Source organism: Streptomyces sp. NPDC051987 (assembly GCF_040680735.1).
In the GTDB taxonomy this organism is placed as follows: Bacteria; Actinomycetota; Actinomycetes; order Streptomycetales; family Streptomycetaceae; genus Streptomyces.
In genome coordinates, this window is the sequence record NZ_JBFAXI010000021.1 from 43,391 (window position 1) to 61,091 (window position 17,701).

The 17,701-nt window shown below is 71.2% G+C and carries 13 protein-coding genes and 1 pseudogene; 7 read left to right on the plus strand and 7 right to left on the minus strand.

Annotated features, from left to right (window positions below; all coding sequences use genetic code 11):
- The first annotated feature begins 83 nt into the window (after positions 1-83).
- From AB0M11_RS14275 to dnaK, 4 genes are all read left to right on the plus strand, one after another.
- Positions 84-1,145, plus strand: coding sequence for a MoxR family ATPase (locus tag AB0M11_RS14275; RefSeq protein WP_365704978.1), 1,062 nt, complete (start codon positions 84-86; stop codon positions 1,143-1,145).
- Positions 1,142-2,941: a hypothetical protein gene (locus AB0M11_RS14280; RefSeq protein WP_365704980.1), complete on the plus strand. Its 1,800-nt coding sequence runs from the start codon at positions 1,142-1,144 to the stop codon at positions 2,939-2,941. Before AB0M11_RS14275 ends, AB0M11_RS14280 begins: the two co-directional genes overlap by 4 nt.
- Before the next feature lie 67 nt (positions 2,942-3,008).
- Entirely contained in the window at positions 3,009-3,434 is a 426-nt protein-coding gene (locus AB0M11_RS14285) for an OsmC family protein (protein WP_234537613.1), read from the plus strand.
- A gap of 141 nt (positions 3,435-3,575) precedes the next feature.
- A complete protein-coding gene (dnaK, locus tag AB0M11_RS14290; RefSeq protein ID WP_365704983.1) occupies positions 3,576-5,429 on the plus strand; it encodes a molecular chaperone DnaK in 1,854 nt (617 codons plus the stop codon).
- A 64-nt stretch (positions 5,430-5,493) separates the two neighbouring features.
- Here dnaK and narJ read toward each other — a convergent pair whose 3' ends face one another.
- The 4 genes from narJ to AB0M11_RS14310 all read right to left on the minus strand — a co-directional run bounded on the left by narJ (position 5,494) and on the right by AB0M11_RS14310 (position 8,813).
- On the minus strand, positions 5,494-5,994 hold the full coding sequence (gene narJ / locus AB0M11_RS14295; RefSeq protein ID WP_365704985.1) for a nitrate reductase molybdenum cofactor assembly chaperone: 501 nt from the start codon (positions 5,992-5,994) through the stop codon (positions 5,494-5,496).
- 205 nt (positions 5,995-6,199) lie between these two features.
- Positions 6,200-7,015, minus strand: a complete 816-nt coding sequence (locus AB0M11_RS14300; protein WP_365704987.1) for an SAM-dependent methyltransferase — start codon at positions 7,013-7,015, stop codon at positions 6,200-6,202.
- On the minus strand, positions 7,012-7,896 hold the full coding sequence (locus AB0M11_RS14305) for a helix-turn-helix transcriptional regulator (protein ID WP_365704989.1): 885 nt from the start codon (positions 7,894-7,896) through the stop codon (positions 7,012-7,014). Before AB0M11_RS14305 ends, AB0M11_RS14300 begins: the two co-directional genes overlap by 4 nt.
- 86 nt (positions 7,897-7,982) lie before the next feature.
- The gene (locus AB0M11_RS14310; RefSeq protein ID WP_365704991.1) at positions 7,983-8,813 is read right to left on the minus strand and encodes a helix-turn-helix transcriptional regulator; all 831 of its coding nucleotides are present in this window, start codon (positions 8,811-8,813) and stop codon (positions 7,983-7,985) included.
- 118 nt (positions 8,814-8,931) lie between these two features.
- On the opposite strand from AB0M11_RS14310, the gene AB0M11_RS14315 reads away from it, so the two are divergent.
- Both AB0M11_RS14315 and AB0M11_RS14320 read left to right on the plus strand, forming a co-directional pair.
- Entirely contained in the window at positions 8,932-9,237 is a 306-nt protein-coding gene (locus AB0M11_RS14315; protein WP_365704993.1) for a 4a-hydroxytetrahydrobiopterin dehydratase, read from the plus strand.
- A gap of 53 nt (positions 9,238-9,290) precedes the next feature.
- Positions 9,291-9,407 (plus strand): annotated as a pseudogene (locus AB0M11_RS14320) (SAM-dependent methyltransferase); the annotation flags it as partial.
- A 62-nt stretch (positions 9,408-9,469) separates the two neighbouring features.
- Here AB0M11_RS14320 and AB0M11_RS14325 read toward each other — a convergent pair.
- From AB0M11_RS14325 to AB0M11_RS14335, 3 genes are all read right to left on the minus strand, one after another.
- Positions 9,470-10,033 (minus strand): dihydrofolate reductase family protein, encoded by a 564-nt coding sequence (locus AB0M11_RS14325; RefSeq protein ID WP_365704995.1) that lies wholly within the window; start codon positions 10,031-10,033, stop codon positions 9,470-9,472.
- 18 nt (positions 10,034-10,051) lie between these two features.
- Positions 10,052-12,718: a cellulose binding domain-containing protein gene (locus AB0M11_RS14330; RefSeq protein ID WP_365704997.1), complete on the minus strand. Its 2,667-nt coding sequence runs from the start codon at positions 12,716-12,718 to the stop codon at positions 10,052-10,054.
- Positions 12,719-12,904: 186 nt separating this feature from the next.
- Positions 12,905-15,823 carry a glycoside hydrolase family 48 protein gene (locus AB0M11_RS14335; protein WP_365705089.1) on the minus strand — a complete coding sequence of 973 codons (2,919 nt, stop codon included), beginning with the start codon at positions 15,821-15,823 and terminating at the stop codon, positions 12,905-12,907.
- A gap of 279 nt (positions 15,824-16,102) precedes the next feature.
- Between AB0M11_RS14335 and AB0M11_RS14340 the strand changes: the two genes are divergently transcribed.
- Positions 16,103-17,584, plus strand: a complete 1,482-nt coding sequence (locus AB0M11_RS14340) for a cellulose binding domain-containing protein (RefSeq protein WP_365705000.1) — start codon at positions 16,103-16,105, stop codon at positions 17,582-17,584.
- The last annotated feature ends 117 nt before the right edge of the window (positions 17,585-17,701 follow it).

Here is a 17,701-nt window from a genome sequence, read left to right on the forward strand (position 1 = left end):
GCGCTAAATCAGCTGCGTTCTCTTCGCACCCGCCTCACACTGTTCGGGACGCACGTCTCTCGAACACCCCAAGGAGCAGCCTCTTGCAGGCAGCCGTCACCGTCACGCCCTCCCGCATTCCCGAACTCCTCCTCGGCCTCGCCACCGTCCGGCCCGTCTTCATCTGGGGCGCCCCCGGCATCGGGAAGTCCTCCCTGGTGCGGGAGTTCGCCGAATCGCTCGGGCTGGAGTGCGTGAGCCTGCTGGGTACGCAGCTGGCGCCCGAGGACCTGATCGGGGTTCCGCAGATCCGGGACGGGCGGTCCGTCTTCTGCCCGCCGGAGGCGATCGCGCGGGACGAGCCGTACTGCCTCTTCCTCGACGAGCTGAACGCGGCCACCCCCGATGTGCAGAAGGCGTTCTACTCGCTCATCCTCGACCGGCGCATCGGGAACTACGAGCTGCCCAAGGGATCGATCGTCATCGGCGCCGGCAACCGGGCCACCGACAACGCGCTCGCCCGGCCCATCGCCTCCGCGCTCGTCAACCGGCTGGCCCACGTCCACCTGGAGGCCTCCGCGCACGACTGGCTCGCCTGGGCCGCGGCGAGCGGCATCCATCCGTGGATCCTGGACCACCTCACCGACCGGCCCGACCATCTGTGGTCCAAGCCGCCGAAGACCGAGGAGCCGTTCTCCACCCCGCGCTCCTGGCACATGCTCTCCGACGCCCTGCACTCCTTCGGACCGGGGCTCGACGAGGAGACGCTGAAGGTCCTGGCGCACGGCACGCTGACGCCCGCGCACGCCACCGCCTTCTGCGGATACGTCAAGATCGTGCGCAGCCGGTTCGGGATCGAGGCGATCCTGAAGGGGGACGCGGGGTGGCCGCCCCGCGTCGAGGACCGCGACCTGCTGTACTACCTCGCGGAGTCGTTCCGGGGGCGGCTGGTCAAGGAACTGCCCGCCGACAAGGAGCACATGTCGGCGAGCGGCCGGCAGACCGCCTACCGCGCCAAGTCGCTGCTGGTGCAGCTGGCCGAGATCTCCGTCGAGGTCGCCCAGACCGTCATCGCCTCCGACGCCGACGGCAACCCGGTGCTGCCCGCCTGGTTCCTGATCGAGGCGGCCCGGGACATGCCCCGGCTGGTGGAGGCCCGGCGATGAGCAGAGCCGCGGCCGCCCGCAGGAAGCAGGACCCGGCCGCCGAGAACTTCGCGGCCGGCGTCGAACTGCTGCGCGCCAACACCGCGCTGCGGGCCGTGGAGTTCACCATCTGCCGGCACGAGAAGTGCGAACTCGGGCCACGGGACGGGCTGGTGCGCGCCGACTCCGACGGCGTGCTGCACGCGCACCCCACCCGGCGGGCCGAACCCGCCGAGTGGGCCTGGGCATTGGCGCACTGCACCATCCATCTCGGCTTCGGCCACCTCCCGGCCGCCACCGGCCCGCGCACCCAGCCGGACCGCTACGACCTCGCCGCCCGCTGCACCGTCGTCAACCGCTTCCTGGAGACCTTCCCGATCGGTGCGGCCCCCGGCCACCTGCCCGCCTCCTACCCGGAGGGCGACGAGGAGCGACTGGCCGCCGGCTGGCGCCGCACCGGCTCCGTCCCGGCCGCGTACGAGCGCGGCGGGACGAACGGCGGTGAGCCCGACCAGCTCCTCCTCTCCTGGAGCACGTGGGCCGGTCAGGTCCCCGACTGGCAGGTGGGGTTCGCGCACGCGCTGACCCGCACCATGTCCCGGGCGATGGACCTGGCCGGCGGCCGCCGCACCTCCATGTCCGGGCCGCCGACCCCGCTGCGCCCCTGGGAACAGGCGCTGAGCTGGTTCGTCTCCTCCTACCCGCTGCTCGGCGGCATCGCGGCCGGCATCAAGCTGGTCGCCGACGCCGAACTGGCCCGCGCCCACGACATCGCCGTCGCCGCGGTCAACCCCGAGGCCGGCGAGATCTACGTCAACCCGCTGCGGACGATGGACGACGAGGAGTGGCGGTTCGTCCTCGCCCACGAGATGCTGCACGCCGCCCTGCGCCACGGCGACCGCCTCGGCAGCCGCGACCCGTACCTCTTCAACATCGCCTGCGACTACGTCATCAACGGCTGGCTGGTCGAGATGCGCGTCGGCACCATGCCCGAAGGACTGCTGTACGACGCCGGGCTGCGGGGGCTCTCGGCCGAGGAGGTGTACGACCGGATCGCCGTCGACCTGCGGAGGATGCGGCGGCTCGCCACGCTGCGCGGCAAGGGACGCGGTGACGTGCTGGGCGCGCCGCTCGGGCCGCCCGGTGCCTACGTCGACCTCGACGAGTTCTACCGCCGGGGCCTGTGCCAGGGGCTCGACCTGCACCAGACGCAGGACCGGGGCCTGCTGCCGGGCGGCCTGGTCGAGGAGATCCGCGCGCTCAGCCACCCACCGCTGCCCTGGGACGCCCGACTGGCCCGCTGGTTCGACGAGTTCGTGCCCCGCCCGGAGGCCGTACGCACCTACGCCCGCCCCTCGCGGCGGCAGGCGTCCACCCCGGACATCCCGCGCGCGGGCCGGTACTTCCCGCCCGAGGAGGTCGCCCGCTGCACCTTCGGCGTGGTCCTCGACACCTCCGGATCCATGGACCGCACCCTGCTCGGCAAGGCCCTCGGCGCCATCGCCTCCTACGCCGAGGCCCGCGACGTCCCGGCCGCGCGCGTCGTCTTCTGCGACGCGGCTCCGCACGACGCCGGCTACCTCCCGACCACCGAGATCGCCGACCGGGTCCGGGTGCACGGCCGCGGCGGCACGGTCCTGCAGCCCGGCATCGACCTGCTCCAGCGCGCCGACGACTTCCCGCCCGGCGCGCCGGTCCTGGTGATCACCGACGGCTGGTGCGACGTCCTGCGGGTCCGCCGCGAGCACGCGTACCTGATCCCGGACGGCCGTCGCCTGCCGTTCACTCCCCGTGGGCCGGTCTTCCGGGTGCGCTGAGCCCGGATGTGATCGGATGGGGGCGAGCGAACCGGTTCATTCGCCTTCATCGCCGAAAGGAACAACCGTGGCTACCACGCGCACCGCACACACCGTCTGGGAAGGCAGCCTGACCGAGGGCAACGGCGTCATCACCTTCGACTCCTCCGGTATCGGCGAGCAGCCCGTCACGTGGGCCTCGCGCTCCCAGGAGGCGAACGGCAGGACGAGCCCCGAGGAGCTGATCGCGGCCGCCCACTCCAGCTGCTTCTCCATGGCGCTGTCGCACGCCCTGACCGGTGCCGGCACCCCGCCCACCAAGCTGGTCACCAACGCCGACGTCACCTTCCAGCCCGGCACCGGCATCACCGGCATCCACCTGACCGTCGAGGGCACCGTCCCCGGCCTGGACGCGGAGGGCTTCGCCGCCGCCGCCGAGGACGCCAAGAAGAACTGCCCGGTCAGCCAGGCCCTGGCCGGCACCACCATCACCCTGGACGCGAAGCTCGCCTGAGCCCCTATCCCGCGATGCCGCGCCACCCCGTCCTTCCGAGGGGGCGCGGCATCGTCGTTCCCGGGGTACCCGGCATTGACAACGGCGCGCTCAAGTTTTGTGCTGGAGTCGAGGCGGCGCCCTGGGCGGAAGGGGACGGACATGGCACGTGCGGTCGGTATCGACCTCGGTACGACGAACTCGGTGGTGGCCCTGCTGGAGGGCGGTGAGCCCACCGTCGTCGCCAATGCCGAGGGGGCCCGCACCACCCCGTCGGTCGTGGCCTTCGCGAAGAACGGCGATGTGCTGGTCGGCGAGGTCGCCAAGCGGCAGGCGGTGACCAACGTGGAGCGCACCGCGCGCTCGGTGAAGCGGCACATGGGCGACGCGGCCTGGCGGTTCCCGGAGAGCGGGAGCGTCGACGGCACCCGGTTCCGGGCCCAGGAGCTGTCGGCGCGGGTGCTGCAGAAGCTGAAGCGGGACGCCGAGGCCTACCTCGGCGAGGACGTCACCGACGCGGTGATCACCGTGCCCGCGTACTTCGACGACTCCCAGCGGCAGGCAACCAAGGAGGCCGGGGAGATCGCCGGCCTGAAGGTGCTGCGGATCATCAACGAGCCGACCGCCGCGGCGCTCGCCTACGGCCTGGACCGGGGCGAGGAGCAGACCGTCCTGGTCTTCGACCTCGGCGGCGGCACCTTCGACGTGTCGCTCCTCGAGATCGGCGACGGGGTGATCGAGGTCAAGGCCACCAACGGCGACACCCACCTGGGCGGCGACGACTGGGACCAGCGGATCGTCGAGCACCTCGTGCAGCGGTTCAAGGGGCAGTACGGCATCGACCTCGGCAACGACAAGATGGCCGTGCAGCGGCTGCGCGAGGCCGCCGAGAAGGCGAAGATCGAACTGTCGTCGTCCACCGAGACGTCGATCAACCTGCCCTACATCACCGCCTCCGCCGACGGGCCGCTGCACCTGGAGGAGAAGCTGACACGGGCTCAGTTCCAGGAGCTCACCGCGGACTTGCTGGACCGCTGCAAGAAGCCGTTCCACCAGGCCGTCAAGGACGCGGGCGTGAAACTGGCGGCGATCGACCACGTCATCCTGGTCGGCGGCTCGACCCGGATGCCCGCGGTCACCGACCTGGTCCGGGAACTCACCGGCAAGGACCCGCACAAGGGCGTCAACCCGGACGAGGTGGTCGCGGTGGGCGCCGCCCTCCAGGCGGGCGTCATCCGCGGTGACGTGAAGGACGTCCTGCTGCTCGACGTCACCCCGCTGTCCCTGGGGATCGAGACCAAGGGCGGCATCATGACCAAGCTCATCGAGCGCAACACCACGATCCCCACCCGGCGTTCTGAGATCTTCACGACCGCCGCCGACAACCAGCCCTCGGTGGGGATCCAGGTCTACCAGGGTGAGCGGGAGATCGCCGCGTACAACAAGAAGCTGGGCGTCTTCGACCTCACCGGTCTGCCGCCCGCACCGCGCGGGGTGCCCCAGATCGAGGTGGCCTTCGACATCGACGCGAACGGGATCATGCACGTCTCGGCCAAGGACCTGGCGACCGGCCGTGAGCAGAAGATGACCGTGACCGGCGGCTCCGCCCTGCCCAAGGACGACATCGACCGCATGATGCGCGAGGCCGAGCAGTACGCCGAGGAGGACCGCAAACGCCGGGAGGCCGCGGAGACCCGCAACCAGGCCGAACAACTCGTCTACCAGACCGAGAAGTTCCTCCGGGAGAACGAGGAGCGGGTGCCGAGCGGCACGAAGACCGACGTGGAGGCGGCGGTCGCCGAGCTCAAGGCGCTGCTGGAGCGGAACGCCGACACCGGCGAGCTCCGCCGGGGCGTGGACAGGCTGGCGAGCGTGAGCCAGCAGATGGGGCAGGCCATGTACGCGAACGCCTCCGCCGCCGGCGGTTCGGCCGAGGAACAGCGGGGGCCCGAAGCCGAGGAGGAAGGGGTGGTGGACGCCGAGATCGTGGACGACGAGAGGGGTGCGGCCGGGTGAGGCGCCGCCGGGTCCCGCCGTCGTGGCTGAGCGCCGTCGCGGCGGAGGGAAACCCCGGCCGCGCTCAGCGCGACGGCCGCGCTCCGGTGGGCGTCGTCGGCAGGGCCGCGCAGACCGCGTCCAGGACGGACGCGTACGGGGTGCCGAAGTCGGCCAGCCTGCACCGGAGCCGTGCCAGACAGTCGCGGTGCTCGGTGAGCAGGCCGGTGTCGCCGGTGCGGGCCGTGAACTCCAGCACGGCCGGGAGGAAGTCCGGCAGCTCCTCGCCGGTGAACTCCATGCCGTACGCCTTGTAGCTGTCCTGGAACCGGACCAGGGACGTGTCCCGGCGGTGCGGGTCGCCGTCCCGCCACCAGCTGAGGTGGAGGCTGTGCGGGTTCCTGGGGTCGAAGACCCGCACGTAGTGCGCGGCCAGCTCCTGCGGTGGGGTCACCGTCGCGTGGTCGGTGAACTCGCGCAGTTGCGGGGCGGCTTCGCGCAGCAGCGGCAGCCGGGCGACGAAGTCGTCGTCCGGGTAGGTGAGACAGAGCGCCGCCGCCTGGTAGAACACCGCGTCCGAGGGCATCAGTCCTCCTTCGCCTCGTCGGGGCCGCACCGTGCGGACCGGGCGCGGGCGTGCCCGGCCGGGCGAACCGGGCGGCGCCCGGCAGCGCCGCACCCCGTTCCCTCGGGGGTGTCCGCGTGTCCGTCACGTCGGCTCCCTCGCTCACCCGTCGCTTCGACGCTAGAGGCGGCCACGGGAACGCACCTGTTCAGAGCGCCCGGACGGGTCAGACCTTGCGGGCCACCCCGCCGTACACCGGCACGATGCCCTCCGCCTGGACGGCCACGTCCACCGGCTCCGGACGCCACCCGGAGACCGGGATCACGCCGGGGCCGAGCAGCTCCAGGCCGTCGAAGAAGCGGGAGAACTCGGGCAGCGTCCGCGGGTGGAAGGGCGTCCCGCTGCGCCGGAAGTTCGCCGCCGCCTGCTCGATCGCCTCCGGGCTGAGGTCCGGGGTGACCTGCGAGAGGATCAGATGGCTGCCCGGGGCGAGCGCCTCGACGTAACGGCGCAGCAGGCCGTACACGTCGTCGCCGTCCGGGTCGTCGTCCAGGTAGTGGGTCAGCGCCACCAGCGACAGCGCGACGGGCTGTGTGAAGTCCAGGGTCTCGGCGGCGCGGGCCAGCAGGGTGCCGACGTCACGGACGTCGGCGTGCACGTACTCGGTGCTGCCCTCCTCCGTGCCCCGCAGCAGCGCCTCCGCGTGGCGCAGCACGATCGGGTCGTTGTCCGCGTACACCACCTTCGACTCCGCCGCCACGCCCTGCGCCACCTGGTGCAGGTTCGGCTCGGTCGGGATGCCGGTGCCGATGTCCAGGAACTGCCGGGTGCCGGACTCGGCGACGGTGCGCACCGCCCGCTGCATGAACCGGCGGTTGGCGCGCGCCCCGCGCAGCACGGTGCCGTCCACGGCGAGGATCCGCCGGGCCAGCTCCTCGTCCACCGGGTAGTTGTCCTTGCCGCCCAGCCACCAGTCGTACACCCGCGCCGGGTGCGGCCGGCTCGTGTCGATCGTGGTCGGGGCGGGCTCGGGTGCGGTCACAGTGCGTGCTCCTCACAGCAGATCGTGTCGCGGTACTCCCGCAGCAGCTCCTCGGTCCGCTGGGCCGAGGCCGCTCGGGCCGTCATGTGGTCCAGGACCTCCAGGTGCGCCCCGACCTCGTCCCGGGAGTCCAGGTACAGGGCGCCGGTCAGGTACTCGGTGAAGACCATGTCGGGCAGCTCCGGCTCGGCGAACCGGAACAGCGTGAACGGCGCGTACGTCCCCGGGTGCGGGCCGCTCGCGAACTCGGCGATCTGCAGGGTGATCCGGTCCCGCTGGATGTAGGCGAGGAGCTTGTCGACCTGGTCGCGCATCACCTCGCAGCGGCCGCTCACCGGGCGCCGCAGCACCGTCTCGTCCATGATCACCCACAGGTGGGGCGGATCGTCCTGCTCCAGCAGCCGCTGCCGGGTCATGCGCAGCGCCACATGCCGTTCGACGGCCGTGGGATCGCCGTGCCCGATCGTGCCGGCCTCCATGACGGCCCGCGCGTACGCCTCCGTCTGCAGCAGGCCGGGAACGAAGTGCGGTTCGTAGGAGCGGACCACCCGGGCGGCACCCTCCAGGCTCACGTACAGGCTGAACCAGTCCGGCAGCACGTCGTGGAACCGCTGCCACCAGCCCGGCTGGTTGGCCTCCTCGGCCAGCCGCACGAACGCCGCCTGCTCCTCCTCGGGGACCCCGTACGTCTCCAGCAGCACCTGGATGTACGGGATCTTCAACGCGACCTCGGCCATCTCCATCCGCCGTACGGTCGCCTGCGCCACCCGCAGCACCCGGGCCGCCTCGTCCCGACCCAGGCCGGCCGCCTCGCGCAGCTCCTGCAGCCGCTTGCCGAGCACGACCTGCCCCACTGTGGGCGCAGCACGCCGCTCACTCACGCCACGCCTCCCCTACGTGCACAAGTACGGGGAGCAGTGTGTCACGCGATGCCGCGTCGCACACCTGGCCGAGGCAACTGCTCTCGTCAACTTACCAACGAGTTCAGGTATTTGGCGGTGGCCGGGTCGGCCGGCAGGAACGTCTCGATGGCCAGCTCGGCGACCGTCACGTCCATCGGCGTGTTGAACGTCGAGATCGACGACACGAACGACAGCACCCGCCCGGCGTGCTCGATCCGCAGCGGCAACGCGAAGTACGCGACCGGTTCCGCCGGGCCGCTGTCACCGGCGCCGGCCGGCGCCGGATAGCCGGCCACCTCCTCGTACAGCTCCCGCAGCGCGGCGGAGCGGTGCAGGGCGATCTGACGCTCCATCTGCTCCAGCAGATGCCCGCGCCACTCGCGCAGGTTGCGGATGCGCGGCGCCAGCCCCTCCGGGTGCAGGGTCAGCCGCATCGCGTTCGGGGCGGGCGCGAGCAGCGACGGGGGGACACCCTCCAGGAGCATCGCGATGCCCCGGTTGGCGGCGACCACCGTGTACGTGGCGTCCACCACCAGCGCCGGATACGGCTCGTAGCCCTGGATCAGCCGCTCCATGCCCTCGCGCAGTGACTCCAGCGCCGGGTCGTCCAGCGGGGTCTCCGGATAGCGCGGGGCGTAACCGGCCGCCAGGAGCAGCGCGTTGCGCTCCCGCACCGGTACGTCCAGGTGCTCGGCCAGCCGCAGCACCATCTCCTCGCTCGGCCGCGACCGGCCCGTCTCGACGAAGCTGATGTGCCGGGCCGAGGAGTCGGCACGCAGTGCCAGCTCCAGCTGGCTCACCCGCCGCCGCTCCCGCCAGGCGCGCAGCAGCGGGCCGACGCCCTTGCCGTCGGGGGCGGTCGGGGTGGCGGCGGGACCGGACGCGACGATGGTCATGGGTACGACCGTAGCCGAGGCCCCGGACACGCGGGCGTCCTCGCCGGCCGCAGGGCCAGGCCATGGCAGGCTGAACGCACGTACGCCCCTCGCCGGTCCCCGGGAAGGAAGCCGCACCATGGCCGTCGCACCGCTGTCGCAGCAGGAGATCGAGGACCGGCTGGCCGAGCTGCCCGGCTGGTCGCAGGACGGCGACCGGCTCGCCCGCGCCTACCGCCTCGACTCGCACTTCGCCGCCGTCGCCCTGGTCGTGCACATCGCCCGTATCCAGGACGAACTCGACCACCACTCCGATCTCACCCTCGGCTACCACACCGTGACCCTCACCGTGCACACCCACAGCGCGGGCGGTGCCGTCACCGGCAAGGACTTCGAACTCGCCCACAGGGTGGAGGACATCGCCCCAGGCCACGGCGCACACTGAGCCATGTGCTCGACTACGACAAGGAAGCCGGGACCTATGACGCGAGCCGCGGCGGTGAGGCCCGCGCCGACGGGTTGGCCGCCCGGCTCGCCGCCCTGCCCGGCCAGGACCGCCGCCGGCCCGATCCGCGCTTCGGCGTACGGGCGTTCCGCAGGACGGCGGACCGCTGAAGCCCGCCGTCCGGGTGGTCGTCCGGCTCGCCCCTCCGTCCGCCGAGGACGCCGGCGAACCGTCAGCGCCTCACGCGGTAGCGGAGGCCGATGACGCGCGAGGGGAAGGTGCGGCTCTCGACGAGGTCGAGATCCACCCGGCGCTCACCCCGGGGAAAGAACGGCAGGCCACCGCCGACGAGCACCGGGTGGACGCGGACCCGGTACTCGTCGATCAGACCGGCCTCGGCCGCCTGGACGGCGAGTGTCGGGCCGCCGATCGCGATGTCGCCGTCCCCCGGCTCGGCCCGCAGCCGCTCGATCTCCTCCACCAGGCCGCCGGCGGCCAGCCGGGCATTGCCCCGGACCCTCGCCAGGGTGGTGGAGAACACCACCTTCGGGAGCGCTCTCCAGAGCGCGGCCCACTCGGTCGTGGAGAAGCCGAGCGCCGGATTCCGGTCGGCGGTCTCCCAGTACAGCATCGTCTCGTACAGCCGCCGTCCCAGCAGGTGGACGCCGGCCTGGCGGATCTCCTCGGTGACGAAGCGGAACAACTCCTCGTCGGGCGCCGTCCAGCCGAATTCGCCGTCCGGGCCGACGACGTAGCCGTCGAGTGAGATCCCCATCGAACAGGTCACGCTGCGCATCTGCGGATCGTACGCCCGTCAGCCGACCGCGCAGGTCCGGTCGCCCAGGGTGAAGGCGGCCGGTGCGGCGTTGGTGCCGCTCCAGGTGCCCGTGAAGCCGAAGGACACCGAGGCGCCGGGCGCCACCGTGCCGTTCCAGCTGACGTTGCCGGCCGTCACGGCCGCGCCGGACTGGGCCCAGTCGGCGTTCCACAGCCCGCCGACGGTCTGGCCGTTCGGGAAGGACCAGCCGAGGGACCAACCGCTCCACGCCGCCGCACCGGTGTTGGTGAGCCGGACGTCCGCCTGGAAGCCACCCGTCCACTGGTTGGTGACGGTGTACGCGACCGAGCAGGCACCGGACGGCGTGGGATCCGTACCGCCGCCGTCCCCTCCGCCGCCTCCGCCGGTGTCGGACGTGTCGCCGTAGATCACGCCCCGGCCGTTCGTCGAGACGTACACCCGGCCGTACACGCGGGGGTCGCCCGTGATGGCCGCGCCGGTCCAGCCCCACTGGTGAGCGTCGTCGTTGATACGGGTCCAGGTGGAACCCCGGTCCGTGGAGCGGAAGATGCCCCGCACCCCGCCGATCTCCGCGCTGGTGTACAGCGTCTGGTACGAGGCTCCCGGCGCCGCCTTGCCGAAGCCGATCGTGTCGGCCTGGTCGACGCCGGCGAGCTTCGCGAAGGTCGCGCCGCCGTCGGTGGAGTGCCACAGCCCGTACGCGCCGCCCGCCGCGCCGCCGGCCAGCCACACGTCGCCCTTCGTCCCGGGCAGGGCCTTGAACCGCACGCTGTCACCGCTCGGCAGACCGGTCGCGGCGGACGCCTTGAAGGTCGCCCCGCCGTCCGAACTCACGTAGAACTTACCGGACTTGAAGCCGTAGAAGGTCTTGGGGTCGACACGGTCCGACTCGACGAGGGCGCCCGCCGGGATCCCGCTCGACGCCGACCAGGACGAGCCGAAACCCGTCGTGTACCGCACTCCGGTACCGGCCGGACCCCACACGAACCGGCTGCCGTCGGAGGCGGCCGCGACGGTACCGCCGCCGCTCACCCCGGACGGCTCCGTCCCGGCGAACCAGTCGGCGCCGTTGTCCGTCGAGAACGCGATGTGCGGGCCCGAGTCCAGGTCGCCCACCCGGACCACCGTGTCCGGGTTCGACTCGGCGAAGTCCAGGCTCGTGGTGGTCGTGAACGTCGGGGACGTGTACATCATCGCCGGGACCTTGGTGAGGTCCGTGTGCCGGAAGCCGCCGACGTCGCCGAGCGCACTGAAGAGCCGCGCGCCGCCCGACGGGGGCGCGGCCAGGTCGTCGACCGAGGTCTCCTCCAGGCCCTGCACCATGGGCCGCACGGTGAACCGGCCGCCGCTGTCCCACTTCGTCAGGTCCTCCGTGCCGTACAGCGTCGCCCCCGTCCCGTACATCATCCGGTCCGAGTCGAACGGGTCGATCTCCAGCGACTCCGTCATCCACCCCAGTTTCGGGCTCTGTTCGGGCAGTGACGGGTTCGCGCCGAAGGTGAGCCAGGGGGAGGAGGAGACGTCGATCGTGTAGCGGTTCGAGCGGTTCGGGTACGCCGTGTAGTCCCACGCCTTCGTCCAGGTCGCCCCGCTGTCCGTGGAGCGGAAGATCTGCGTGTCCGGCCACCACGAGCTGTACGCCGTCGCCATCACCGTGCCGGGGTGCTGCCGGTCGACTGTCAGCCCGGAGAAGCCGTAGGACGTGTCGGCCTCCGCGACCGGGCTGATGTCGGTCCAGGTGCCGGTCGCCGTCGCGTACCGCCACAGCCGGCCCTTGCCGCCGTCGTAGGGACCGCCCGTGTCGCTGTAGGCGAGATAGAGGTAGCCGTTCCTCGCGTCCAGCACACCCTTGTGGGCGAGGTAACCGGTCGGCTGGCCGGCGAGTCTCGTCCAGGTCGCGCCCGCGTCCGTCGAGCGGTACACCGCGTTGTCCTTGTCGGCGACCCCGACGTAGATCGTCCGCGTCGCCGAACCGGCGGTCCCCGTCGACTCGTCGAAGGTGACCCACACGACGCCCTGGTTGTCGGAGGCGTAGCCGGTGGTGTCGGTCGGGTCCTGCGCGTAGTTCCCGACGTTCGGGAAACCGGTCACCTGCGACCAGGTCACGCCCGAGTCGGTCGACCGCCACAGCCCCTTGCCGCTGGGCGCGCCCAGGTACAGGACGCTGTCCTTGTTCGGGTCGATCGCCAGCCGCTCGCCCATGCCCCGTCCGGGCATGTTCCCGCCCAGTTTGAACGGCAGGTCGGTCTTCTGCCAGCTGGCGCCCCGGTCGGCGGAGCGCAGCACGGCCCCGTCGGTCGGGTCCCAGCTGTTGGTGTACGTCCCGACGGCCGCGTACACCCTGTCCGGGTCGACCGGGTCGGAGGCCAGGCTCACGACTCCGGTGTGCCCCCACTCGTCCCACCCGACCGAGTCCAGCAACGGCGTCCACGTCTTCGTCGACTCCGACCAGCGGTAGGCACCGCCGATGTCGGTCCGGGCGTAGACGAGGTTCTTCTCGGAACGGTTGAAGACGATCCCGGGGACGAAACCGCCGCCGTCGATCCGGGCGTTGTGCCAGGTGTACGTGTCGGCGGCGACCGGGGCCACCGCGGTCCGATGGGCGGCGAGCGCGGGCGGGGTGCCCGCGAGCAGTCCGGCCGCGAGGGCCAGGACGGCGGTGAGGACACGGGTTCTTCGCACGGGGGTCCCTTCCGGGTATGGAGATGGAGAGGTGGGTGTAAGCGCTTTCTGGAGAGTGTGAGAGCCGCCGGGCCGTCCCCCGTGCGGGTGAGGACGACCCGGCAGGCGCGCCCCGGCAGGGGCGCGGAGAACTGCGCGACCGGCCACGGCGAACCCGCGGCCGGCCACCGCAGTCGGTCACCGCACCTACTCCAGCAACTCCGCGTACGACCCCATGGCCAACGCGATGTCGGCCTGGGCCCAGAACCGGTGATACGTGAAGACGGGCGCGGCCCCGCCCGCCAGATAGCTCTGGATCTTCGACCACGCGGGATCTGCCTGGTAGAAGCTCCGCAGCGACGCGAACGTCGACGACGAGTTGATCGCGTCCCCGTTCGGCATCTTCCCGCTCCACCCGCTCGGCACGGACACGCCGTCGTCGAAGCGGTTGTAGTCGGCCCGCGTCTCCGGCACCGCGATCCCCAGGCTGTCCTGGTAGTTGTTCCACATGCCGTCGAGCAGCGCCTTGGCCGTCGACTTCGCCGTCGCGTCACCCGACCTGGCGGCGTAGTACGTCAGCGTCTTGGCGTACGCGGCGGCGACACCCACGTCGTTCGTGTAGTCGGAGACCGTGACGTGCAGTCCGCTGTTGGACCCCGGATTCGCCGCGTTCCAGGTGTCGGGCTGCCCCGACCACTGGAGCGTCGACGGGATCAGGTAGGTGCCGTCCGGGTTGATCGTGGTCTTGGACAGCGCCCACGCCACCCACTTGTCGAGGATCGCCTTGGCGCTCGCGTTGCCGGTCTGCTGGTAGTACTCGGCGACCCGCTCCATCGACCAGGCCTGGAAACCGAACCACTGGTTGGACGGCGGGTCGTGGTACACCGGCTCCCAGTCGTAGTACATGCCGTAGAACGTCGACGTGCCGGACGGCGGGCTCGCGTACCGTCCCTGCCAGCTGTTCGTCGCACCACCGGCGATGGCTCCCTCGGACGACTGCAGCCAGCGGTAGAACTCCAGCTGCCGGGTGAGCGAGGTGCCCCAGTCCGAGGCCCCGGTCGCCGACTTGGGCTTCAGGTCGGCGTAGGAGCTCAGCGCGTAGGCCGCCAGCGGGTTCTGGTAGCCCCCGTGCACATGGCTCGACCCGATCCGCCATGCCCAGCCCGCGCTGGTGTCGGTCGCGCCGCCCCAGGCGTAGTACCAGGAGAGCAGGTAGTCCGAGGCGTCCTTGCCGGTGCCGGCCGGGCAGGTCGTCGGACCCACACAGTTGCCGATCTTCTTGAAGTACTTGTCGTACATGGCGTAGCGCAGATAGTCGCCCATCTTCGCCGCCTTGCTCACGGTGGCGGAGACGTCGGCGCCCTTGCCCTGCTGCTTGGCCCACACGTCCGCCCAGTACGCGGCCTGCACCGCACGCGCGTCGGCGTCCGGGGCGTCCGTGTACTTCCACTGCTTCGCGTAGGACGAGTCGCCGGTGAACAGGTCCAGGTAGCCGTTCTTCCCGCCGTACTTGAAGGCGTCGCAGGTCGGCTGCGGAACCGTCTCCCACACCGACTCCTGCGGACCGCGCTGGAAGGTGTTGATGTACGACGGCCCCTTCGCCGTCGGGCCGCCCTCACAGGTACCGCCCGGCGTGTCGCCGTAGCCGTAGACGTTGTCGACGTCCTCCAGCCAGTGCATGCCGTAGATGTCGTCCGTGCCGTACGCGCTCTTCAGCTCGGCGGCGATGGGGTCCGAGCCCACCGACACCGAGGTGTCCAGCTTCGCCGGGTACTGGTCGGGAGTGTCCAGCTCCGGGGCGTAGGTGGCCGGTTTGGACGCGTTGTAGAAGGAATTCGTCGGCTGGTCGGCGTGGGTGGGGATCATGTACTTCTCCATGAGCGCCCACGCGCCGTTGAACCTGGACCAGTCACCGGTGACCTTGCCGTACATGGCCTGCAGCCAGAGCAGGTAGCTGTACGCCTCCGACGTGGTCTCGTGGCCCTGGTCGGGGGCCTCGACGATCAGCGTCTCGACCGAGTGGTAGGGGATGCCGTCGGGGGAGAAGTAACCGTTCGCCGGGTTGGTGATCTTCCCGTACAGGTCCAGGAAACGCGCGTCGTACGCCTTCGACGCGGCCAGCTCCGTCACGGTGACCGTCGCGCCGGTGTACCCCGTCGCCGAGGCGGTGAAGGTCGCGGTGCCGGTGCCGGCGTTGTCCGCCGCCACGGTCACGTTCTGCGCGGTGTTCCAGTTGGACGGCGTGAACGTGAGCGACGATCCGGCGCTCACCGACAGCCCGGTGTTGCCGGCCGTGCGGGCCACGGACACCGTCACGTTGGCGCTCGGCTGCTTCGACAGGCTCACCCCGAACCGGCCCGTCGCGCCCTGCTGGACACCCAGCTGGGTCGGCGAGGCCACCACCGCGGGGCCCGAGGCGACCGTGATGCCCACCGGTGCCGAGGAGGCGGACGCGCCCAGGCTGTCGTACGCCTTCGCCACCAGCGAATGACTGCCCACGCTCAGACTGGAGACCGAGAGCGCGTACGGCGCCGAGGTGTCGGTGCCCAGCAGGGTGGTGTCGTCGTAGAACTCCACCTTGCTGACCGTCGCGCCGTCGGCCGCCGCCGCGGTCGCCGCCAGCGGAACCGCGTCGCCCTGCGTGTAGACCGCGCCCGACGCCGGGCTGGTCAGCACGGTGATGGGCGGCTGGTGGGCGCCGGTGCAGGTCGTACCGTTGATCGCGAAGCCGGTGGGCGCCGCGTTGCTGCCGGTGTACGAGAACTGGGCACCGGTCGAGACCGCCGCGCCGGCCGCGATCGTGCCGTTGTACGACGCGTTCTGCACGGTGACCGAGGCACCGGACTGGGACCAGGTGCCGTTCCAGCCGTTCACCAGCTTCTGGTTGCCGCTGTAGGCGTAGGTCAGCGTCCAGCCGTTGATCGCGTCGGTGCCGCGGTTGGTGAGGGTGAGGTCGGCGGTGAAGCCGGAGCCCCAGTCGTTGGTCTTGTAGTCCACGCTGCACTGGACGGTCGCCGCCTGAGCGGGAGTCGTGCCCGTGGCGAGCATGGACAGGGGCAGGGCGAGGGCAGCGACGACGGCGGTCCACAACCGCCGTACGGCTCTGCGTCCCCGCCCGGGGTGCAGGGCAGGTCCGGGGCGCATGTGCTGGTTCCTCCTTGCGCTTGCGGCTCGGGATGAAGTCAAGGCTTGAACCAGTGGGAGCGCTCCCATAGTGGAGACGTGGCATGGTGCGGTCAAGGCTGTCGAAGAGTCGAAATGATTCGACGGCCAGGCCTGAGGAAAAGTCAGGCGACTCCCCTGGCCCTCGACCGCAGTTGGCGCTACCTTCCTTCGCACCAGTGGGAGCGATTCCGTTCAGTCGGCGCGTCCGTCCTGACGTGCCCGAGCTGCAAGGAGTCGCTCATGCGACACCCCCCGCGTTCAGTTCTTTTAGCCGTCACCGGTGCGGTCGCCCTCGTCGGCGCCGCACTGGTGCCGGTGGTGTCGGCGTCCGGCGCCACACCCGCGTGCACGGTCGAGTACGCGGTCACCAGCCAGTGGGACACCGGCTTCCAGGGCTCCGTGACCATCACCAACCACATGGCCGCCCTGAGCAGTTGGAGCATGTCCTTCGACTTCGCGGGCGGTCAGAAGGTCACCCAGGGCTGGAACGCCAAGTGGTCCCAGTCCGGGACGACGGTCACCGCGGCCAACGAGAGCTGGAACGGCTCCCTCGCCACCGGCGCCGGCGTCACCGCCGGGTTCCTCGGCTCCTGGTCGGGGAGCAACCCGGTACCGACGGCGTTCAGGCTCAACGGCACGACCTGCAATGTCGACGCGCAGCCCACACCCACGCCCACCCCGACGCCGACCGAGCCGCCCACCGGCGGGGCGGCACCGGCCCTGCACGTCTCCGGCACCAGGCTCGTGGACGCCGGCGGCACGGCTCACCGCCTCCTCGGCGTGAACCGCTCCGGCGGCGAGTTCATGTGCGTGCAGGGCTACGGCATCTGGGACGGCCCGGTGGACGACGCGGCCGTCAAGGCGATCGCCGACTGGAAGGCCGACGCCGTCCGCATCCCGCTCAACGAGGAGTGCTGGCTCGGCCTGTCCGACGTCAAACCCGAGTACGCGGGGGCCAACTACATCAACGCCGTGAAGGAGCTGGTCGCCCGCGTCGAGTCGTACGGCCTGACGCCGGTCCTCGACCTGCACTGGTCCTACGGCCAGTACACCGGCAACTCGGCCGGCTGCTCCGACGTGCACGCCACCTGCCAGAAGCCGATGCCGGACGCGCAGTACTCCCCGTCGTTCTGGGCCTCGGTGGCCGGCACCTTCAAGGACGACCCGGCGGCCGTCTTCGACCTGTTCAACGAGCCCTACCCGGACCGGGCGACGCCGACGACCACCCAGGCCTGGCAGTGCTGGCGGGACGGCGGCACCTGCCCGGGGATCGGCTACCAGGTTGCCGGAATGCAGGCCCTGGTGGACAGCGTCCGGGGCGCCGGTGCGCGGAACGTCATCATGATCGGCGGGCTCGCCTACGCCAACGACCTCAGTCAGTGGCTGACGTACCGGCCCACCGACCCGGCCGGCAACCTCGTCGCCGCCTACCACGGCTACAACTTCAACTCCTGTGCCAGTGAGAGCTGCTGGAACTCCACCCTCGCCCCGGTCGCGGCCCAGGTCCCGCTGGTCGCCGGGGAGATCGGCGAGAACACCTGCTCGCACGCCTTCGTCGACCAGGCCATGAAGTGGTTCGACGACCGCGGGCTGTCCTACCTGGGCTGGACCTGGAACACCTGGGACTGCTCCTCCGGTCCCTCCCTGATCTCCGACTACAGCGGTACGCCCACGGCGTACGGCGTCGGACTGCGCGACCACCTGCGGGCCGTCAACCCATAGGGAACACCCGCCGAGGAAGCGCGCCCACGGAAGAAGCACGTCCACGGAAGAAGCACGTCCACCGAAGGACACATCCACCGAAGAAGCACATCCACCGAACAAGAAGGAACCCGCACT

Excerpts from the sequence above, each read along its gene's own strand:
- AB0M11_RS14280 (WP_365704980.1), top strand. The coding sequence starts at position 1,142 with ATGAGCAGAGCCGCGGCCGCCCGCAGGAAGCAGGACCCGGCCGCCGAG.
- dnaK (WP_365704983.1), top strand. The coding sequence starts at position 3,576 with ATGGCACGTGCGGTCGGTATCGACCTCGGTACGACGAACTCGGTGGTG.
- narJ (WP_365704985.1), bottom strand. The coding sequence starts at position 5,994 with ATGCCCTCGGACGCGGTGTTCTACCAGGCGGCGGCGCTCTGTCTCACC.
- AB0M11_RS14310 (WP_365704991.1), bottom strand. The coding sequence starts at position 8,813 with ATGACCATCGTCGCGTCCGGTCCCGCCGCCACCCCGACCGCCCCCGAC.
- AB0M11_RS14315 (WP_365704993.1), top strand. The coding sequence starts at position 8,932 with ATGGCCGTCGCACCGCTGTCGCAGCAGGAGATCGAGGACCGGCTGGCC.
- AB0M11_RS14325 (WP_365704995.1), bottom strand. The coding sequence starts at position 10,033 with ATGCGCAGCGTGACCTGTTCGATGGGGATCTCACTCGACGGCTACGTC.
- AB0M11_RS14340 (WP_365705000.1), top strand. The coding sequence starts at position 16,103 with ATGCGACACCCCCCGCGTTCAGTTCTTTTAGCCGTCACCGGTGCGGTC.